General features: G+C 65.4%; 7 protein-coding genes. 4 read left to right on the top strand and 3 right to left on the bottom strand.

Features of this window, described 5'->3' with window-relative positions; translation table 11 throughout:
• The first annotated feature begins 536 nt into the window (after positions 1 to 536).
• The 4 genes from RT697_RS26655 to msrQ all read left to right on the top strand — a co-directional run bounded on the left by RT697_RS26655 (position 537) and on the right by msrQ (position 3952).
• Positions 537 to 1499, top strand: coding sequence for an RluA family pseudouridine synthase (locus tag RT697_RS26655; protein ID WP_409517498.1), 963 nt, complete (start codon positions 537 to 539; stop codon positions 1497 to 1499).
• A gap of 1 nt (position 1500) precedes the next feature.
• Positions 1501 to 2163 (top strand): HAD family hydrolase, encoded by a 663-nt coding sequence (locus tag RT697_RS26650; RefSeq protein WP_313702634.1) that lies wholly within the window; start codon positions 1501 to 1503, stop codon positions 2161 to 2163.
• Positions 2164 to 2330: 167 nt separating this feature from the next.
• Positions 2331 to 3293, top strand: coding sequence for a protein-methionine-sulfoxide reductase catalytic subunit MsrP (msrP, locus tag RT697_RS26645; RefSeq protein WP_313702633.1), 963 nt, complete (start codon positions 2331 to 2333; stop codon positions 3291 to 3293).
• 11 nt (positions 3294 to 3304) lie between these two features.
• On the top strand, positions 3305 to 3952 hold the full coding sequence (gene msrQ / locus RT697_RS26640; protein WP_313702632.1) for a protein-methionine-sulfoxide reductase heme-binding subunit MsrQ: 648 nt from the start codon (positions 3305 to 3307) through the stop codon (positions 3950 to 3952).
• A gap of 89 nt (positions 3953 to 4041) precedes the next feature.
• Here the strand turns inward: msrQ and RT697_RS26635 are convergent, their stop codons facing one another.
• The 3 genes from RT697_RS26635 to RT697_RS26625 are packed head-to-tail and all read right to left on the bottom strand — an operon-like array spanning position 4042 to position 6139.
• Positions 4042 to 4827 (bottom strand): N-acetylmuramoyl-L-alanine amidase, encoded by a 786-nt coding sequence (locus tag RT697_RS26635; RefSeq protein ID WP_313702631.1) that lies wholly within the window; start codon positions 4825 to 4827, stop codon positions 4042 to 4044.
• 2 nt (positions 4828 to 4829) lie between these two features.
• Complete coding sequence (locus RT697_RS26630) at positions 4830 to 5540, bottom strand: SAM-dependent methyltransferase (RefSeq protein WP_313702630.1); 711 nt, start codon at positions 5538 to 5540, stop codon at positions 4830 to 4832.
• Complete coding sequence (locus tag RT697_RS26625) at positions 5537 to 6139, bottom strand: Maf-like protein (RefSeq protein ID WP_313702629.1); 603 nt, start codon at positions 6137 to 6139, stop codon at positions 5537 to 5539. The genes RT697_RS26630 and RT697_RS26625 overlap by 4 nt, the downstream gene beginning before the upstream one ends.
• Positions 6140 to 6219 lie beyond the last annotated feature (80 nt).

Below are 6219 nucleotides of genomic sequence, written 5' to 3'. Positions count from 1 at the left end.
CATGCGCTTCATGAGAGGGTTTCTCCGTTGTCATGACGCGCCGATATCGGCGCGTGACCTCGGGCCACTCGGGCTGCGGCTGAAGCGGGCAAGAAGGTGCGGACCGTACCTGGGCGGCGCCCAGGCGTATCCGCCGCGGGTCAGGCGGGCACGTCGTGCCGTGGGGCACGGGGTTCTGTCAGCAGGAGGGTCAGCTTCACTGAATGTGGTTTGACGGAAAAAATGCTGTGAACGGCAGCTGCGGTCGGATTGGTTGCCCACACGCAGCTGGTGCTTTAAATATGCGACGATTCTTGCAGTGCTTCAGAGCCGCTTGCGGCATGCAACGGACCTGCCGGAACAGCGGGCAAGATGAATGCCACACCACTATTCCGCAGGGCTCGGTTGCGCCGGCGACCAAGAGACCCAGGGGTTGAATGAGCAGGCAGTACAATGGCGGCCCGCGCGCTCGACGGAGTTGCGTGTTGGTTGCATCTCTACGCCAGGCGGCTAGTTCAGCCCCTTAAGGCTGTCCCGATTATATGTCGCTTTCCGCAATGCGCAAAGAAACTTCCTCCCCCGTATCCGCCTCTAAAGCAGCCCCCGCCGTCCGCATGGTTGAAGTGGGCGCCGAGCATGCCGGCCAGCGCCTGGACAACTTCCTCATGCGGCTGTGCAAGGGGGTGCCCAAGACGCATATCTACAAGGCGATCCGAGGCGGCGAAGTCCGCGTCAACAAGGGACGCATCCAGGTCGATTACCGGATCGAAGAGGGCGATGTGGTCCGTATTCCGCCCCTGCGGCTACCCGACCCTGGCAAGCCGCGTCCCGTGCCCGCGGCCGAGTTCCCGATCGTTTTTGAAGACGATGCCATGCTCGTGGTGGACAAGCCCGCCGGTGTGGCGGTCCACGGGGGCAGCGGGGTCTCGTTTGGTGTGATCGAACAGTTGCGCGCCGCGCGCCCGCAGGCCAAGTTCCTGGAGCTGGTGCACCGGCTGGACCGCGAGACCTCAGGGCTGCTGATGGTTGCCAAGAAGCGCAGTGCGCTGCTGGCCCTGCACGCCATGCTGCGCGAGGGCCGGAGCGACAAGCATTATTTCGCGTTGGTCGAGGGCGACTGGGTCAACGACCGCCAGCACATCAAGCTGTCCCTGACCAAATGGACCACCCAGTCCGGCGAACGCCGCGTCAAGGTGGATCCGGACGGGCAGACGGCGCACACGATTGTCACGCTCAAGCAGCGTTTCGGCGGTTACAGTCTGGTCGACGCCGAACTGCGCACCGGGCGCACCCACCAGATCCGGGTCCATCTGGCCGCCAGCGGCTTTCCCATCGTCGGGGACGATAAATACGGCCACGACGACGTGCGGGCGCAATTTGCGCGGCAGGGCTTCAACCGGATGTTCCTGCACGCCCATCGCCTCACCCTGCCTCACCCCCTGACGGGCGAGGTCATGACACTGACCGCCGAGCTGCCGCCAGCTTGCCGGAACATACTGAAAACACTGGAGTCTGTCTGATATGTCGTATTCGCTGGTCGTCTTTGACTGGGATGGCACCCTGATGGATTCCACGCACAGCATCGTGGCCGCCATCCAGGGCGCTTGCCGCGATCTGGATCTGGCGGTGCCGTCCGCGTCCGAGGCGAGCTGGGTCATCGGTCTCTCGCTCGAAAGCGCGCTGCGACGTGCCGTCCCCGAATTGACGCAGGCCATGCTCCCGCGCTTCCTCGAGCGCTATCGCACGCATTACCTGCTGCGCGATCCCGAGCTGCGCCTGTTCGATGGCATCAACGAGCTGCTGACCGACCTGGCCAGCCAGAACGTGCGGCTGGCCGTCGCCACCGGCAAGAGCCGTGTCGGCCTGACGCGTGCGCTTGCCGCGACCGGCCTGGGTCCGCTGTTCGACGCCACCCGTACCGCGGACGAGACCTTCAGCAAGCCGCATCCGGCGATGCTGCAAGAACTGATGCAGGAGCTGGACGTGGACCCGTCGCGGGTCATCATGGTGGGCGACACCTCGCATGACCTTCAGATGGCGTGCAACGCGGGCGTGCATGGCCTTGGCGTCACCTACGGCGCGCACACCCTGAAGGAACTTGAGGGATGTGCCCCGCAAGCGGTGCTCGACACCGTGCCGCTGGTGCGCGAATGGCTGCTGCCACGCGTTGGCGTCGGCGCGTAGTCCTTGGCGTTCAAGGGTCGGAAGGAACGTCCTCCTGCCCGGCGGGTCTATCCGAAAGGCGCCGCGTGTGGTTCGCGCCGGCGCCGCGGAATAAGATAAGCCCGTCCAGCGTCCATGGTTGACGCGGGCGTGCGCTCACGGAGCGCGGCGCCATACCGGAGATTACGATGCTGATACGCAAGCCCGACGACTTCCTGCCGTCCGAGATCACTTCCGAAGCCGTCTGGCGATCGCGTCGCGAGCTGATGCTTCGCGCCGGTGCGGCCGCCGCTACGCTCGGGTTGCCGGGCTGGGCGACGCGCGCTGCCCACGCGCAAGATGCGGGCGCGCTGCAGGGGAAATCCAATCCCGCGTTCAGCGTCATGGACAAGCAGACGTCGCTCGAGGATGTCACGTCCTACAACAATTACTACGAGTTCGGCGTAGATAAGGGCGATCCGGCTAAAAATGCCGGCAAGTTGCAGACGCGGCCCTGGACGGTCAGCGTAGAGGGCGAGGTCAACAAGCCCCGTACGTTCACCATCGAAGAATTGCTCAAGCTCGCCCCGATGGAAGACCGCGTCTACCGTCTGCGCTGCGTGGAAGGCTGGTCCATGGTCATTCCGTGGGTGGGCTATTCGCTGTCTGAGGTCCTCAAACAGGTGGAGCCGAACGGCAACGCCAAGTACGTCGAATTTGTCACTGCCGTCCAGCGGGAGAACATGCCGGGCGTGCGCGCCGCCATCCTGGAGTGGCCGTACGTGGAAGGGCTGCGTCTCGACGAGGCCATGCACCCCTTGGCGATGCTGGTCTTTGGCGTCTATGGGCGCGTGCTGCCCAACCAGAACGGCGCACCCTTGCGGTTGGCCGTGCCGTGGAAATACGGATTTAAATCCGGCAAGTCGTTGGTGAAGATCCGGCTGGTTGAAAAGCCGCCCGTCACGTCGTGGGTCAAGTCAGCACCCCAGGAATACGGCTTCTACGCCAATGTGAACCCCAGCGTCGCCCATCCTCGCTGGAGCCAGGCCACCGAACGCCGCATCGGCGAGGACGGCCTGTTCACGCCCAAGCGCAAGACGCTGATGTACAACGGTTACGGCGATCAGGTGGCGTCGCTCTATCAGGGCATGGACCTGAAGGCCAATTACTGAGGCGCTGATCCGTGTCCGTTGCTCCACGTGCGGCCCCAACTGCGGCTCCCGGGAAGGCGCAGCTCTCGGCCCGGACGGTCGGGCGCTTCAAGCCGCTGCTCTTCCTGTTGGGTCTGGCGCCGTTCGCGCGCTGGGTCTGGTTGGGGGTGCACAACGGGCTCACGGCCAACCCCGTCGAATTCCTGACTCGATCTTCTGGCACCTGGGCGCTGGTGTGTCTGCTGGTCACCCTGGCGATCACGCCGCTGCGCCGTCTGACAGGGCAGCCCGCGCTGGTGCGTGTTCGGCGCATGTGCGGGCTATTCGCGTTCTTTTACGCGGCACTGCATTTCATGGCGTGGGTGTGGTGGGACCGGGGCTTCGATCCCGCTGAAATGGTGCGTGACATCGTCGAACGTCCCTTCATCATGGTGGGATTTTCGGCCTTCGTGCTGATGACGGCGCTGGCCGCCACCTCCACGCAGTGGGCGATGCGGCGGCTGGGCAAGCGCTGGCAGACGCTGCATCGGGCCATCTATGCGATCGGTCTGCTCGCCATCCTGCATTACTGGTGGCACAAGGCCGGCAAGAATGACCTGTCCGAGCCCGCGATCTACGCCGCGGTGCTGGCGGTGCTGCTGGGGTGGCGAGTCGTTGCCTGGTGGCGTCGGCGGGCGTAGCCCGCCAGGACGCTGGTGCGTCGCCGCTACTTTGGCTGCCGCAGCTTCGGCTGCCGCAGCAACGGCTGCCGCAGCCACGGCTGCCGCAGCTATTGCATGGCCAGCATGATGGCCGCGGTCTCTGCGTCCGGCTGTCCATCGTGCAGGGCGGGGCGGTAGTGCATCTGGAAAGCGGCCAGCGTGTTGATCGTCTCGCGGTCCAGTGTGCCGTGCTGCGGGCTGGCGTAGCCCAGTCTTTGCAGCTGTTTCTGAAACCACGCGACATCCGGTACGCCTTCGGTTTGCAGGCGCGCCAGATGCTGGGCCGCGCCGGCTTCGTTGTACCAGCGTCCGATGCCGGCGTCCGCCAGCGTCTTCCAGGGAAACAGTGGGCCGGGGTCCACCTTGCGCTGCGGCGCAATGTCGCTGTGGCCGACCACGTTCTCGGGGACGATGTTGTGCCGGCGGACGATGTCGCGCAGCAGGATGGTCAGCGCCCGGACCTGGCGGTCGTCATAGCGATGCCAGACGCGCTCGCCGTTGCTTCCCTCGGTCCAGCCCGGATTGACGATCTCGATGCCGATGGAGGTGCTGTTCATCGCGATGTTGCCGTACCAGGAGCTGGCCCCGGCGTGCCACGCGGCGCGGTTTTCGTCGACCAGCCGATAGGCGCGGCCGTCCAGGTCCAGCAGGTAATGCGCGCTGACTTTGCCCTTGGAGAGCAGGCGCAGCGACTCGGCGTCGTCGACGGTGGTGTAGTGCACGACCACGGACCGTACCCGGCTGCTCTGGCTGACGGCCGTGATCGAGGTGTCCAGGTCCAGGCCCGCGGGGCCGCGCGCCGCGCAGCCGGCCAGGATCGCCGCCGCGAGCAGCGTGGTGAATAGGCGGATCATGGTTAGCGGGCCAGGTACAGGAACAGCGTCGGCAGCTTGTCCAGCTGGGGCGCCGGCAGCTTTTTCCAGTCGGCCACCGTGTGCGTGACCACCCATTCGTCAGTCGTCGTCATCGAGCGCGCCACACACAGCTTGGTGTCGCCCTTCAAAGTGGCGATCAGGGTGGCGAACATCGCGGCGTTGCGGTAGGGAGTCTCGATCAGTAGCTGCGTCTGGTTGTGCCGTGCCGAGTGCTGCTCCCAGGCGCGCAGCTGCTTGGCACGCTCGCCGGGGTCGACGGGCGCATAGCCATGGAATGCGAAGCGCTGCCCGTCCAGGCCGCTGGCCATGAGGCCCAGCAGGATGGAAGAGGGGCCCACCCACGGTTTGACGGCGATGCCCAGGCGATGGGCCGCGTCCACGACCTTGGCGCCGGGGTCCGCGACGGCGGGACAGCCTGCCTCGGACACCAGGCCGATCTCCGCTCCGCGCCTTGCGGGGTCTAGCCATGCCTTGATCTGCGCGGCGTCGGCCTTGTCGGTCAGCGTGTGGATGGTGATTTCCTGCAGCGGCCGGGTGGTGCCGATGAGCTTCAGGAAGGCGCGGGCCGTCTTGGCGTTCTCGGCGATGTAGGTGTCCAGCCGGCCGGCGAGCGCGCGCACGTCGGCGGGCAGCCAGCGCTCGGGCGGGGCGTCGCCAAGGCTGACGGGGATCAGATGCAGGGCGCCGGTCATGCGGGCGCTCCCGGGGCGTCGAGCGGATCCAGTCCGAAAGTTGCCAGCATGCGGGTCAATTCGATCAGCGGCAGGCCTATGATGGCGGTGGGATCGTCGCTTTGGATGCTTTCCATCAGGGCAATGCCCAGGCTTTCCGCCTTGGCGCTGCCTGCAGTATCGTAAGGCTCTTCGGCGCGCAGGTAGGCGTCGATGGCATGGTCAGACAGTTGGCGGAACCGGCAGCGCGTAACGACATCGGCTTTTTCCACCCGTTGGCCGTCGGTCACGGCCAGCGCGCTGTGAAATTCCACCAGCCGGCCCGACAGTGCGCGCAGTTGGGCCTGGGCCCGCGAGAAGTCGCCCGGCTTGCCGATGGGGGCGCCGTCCACGGTGGCCACCTGATCAGAGCCGATCACGATGCTGCCCGGATGCTTTTCCGCCACCACCATCGCCTTGGCGACGGACAGGCGCAGCGCCAGCACCTCGGGGGTTTCGCCGGGTTGTGGCGTTTCGTCTACATCGGGGGAAATCGCGGAAAAGGGCAGGCGCAGGCGCGACAACAGTTCTTTGCGGTATCGCGAGCTGGACGCGAGGATCAGACTAGGCTTGTGGGGCATGCGGCATTTGACGGTAATACGTAAGTCACAGTATTATCTAACGTTTTGCGGCATTTTTGCAGGAACATCAACATGACACC

The sequence above is a fragment of the Achromobacter sp. genome (assembly GCF_032113835.1).
Lineage (GTDB): Bacteria > Pseudomonadota > Gammaproteobacteria > Burkholderiales > Burkholderiaceae_B > Achromobacter.
This window is presented reverse-complemented; position numbering and strand designations above follow the sequence as displayed.

What these genes read in the sequence shown, in the direction of transcription:
- RT697_RS26625 (WP_313702629.1), bottom strand. Translation starts at nt 6,139, where the DNA reads ATGCCCCACAAGCCTAGTCTGATCCTCGCGTCCAGCTCGCGATACCGC.
- RT697_RS26655 (WP_409517498.1), top strand. Translation starts at nt 537, where the DNA reads ATGCGCAAAGAAACTTCCTCCCCCGTATCCGCCTCTAAAGCAGCCCCC.
- msrP (WP_313702633.1), top strand. Translation starts at nt 2,331, where the DNA reads ATGCTGATACGCAAGCCCGACGACTTCCTGCCGTCCGAGATCACTTCC.
- RT697_RS26630 (WP_313702630.1), bottom strand. Translation starts at nt 5,540, where the DNA reads ATGACCGGCGCCCTGCATCTGATCCCCGTCAGCCTTGGCGACGCCCCG.
- RT697_RS26650 (WP_313702634.1), top strand. Translation starts at nt 1,501, where the DNA reads ATGTCGTATTCGCTGGTCGTCTTTGACTGGGATGGCACCCTGATGGAT.
- RT697_RS26635 (WP_313702631.1), bottom strand. Translation starts at nt 4,827, where the DNA reads ATGATCCGCCTATTCACCACGCTGCTCGCGGCGGCGATCCTGGCCGGC.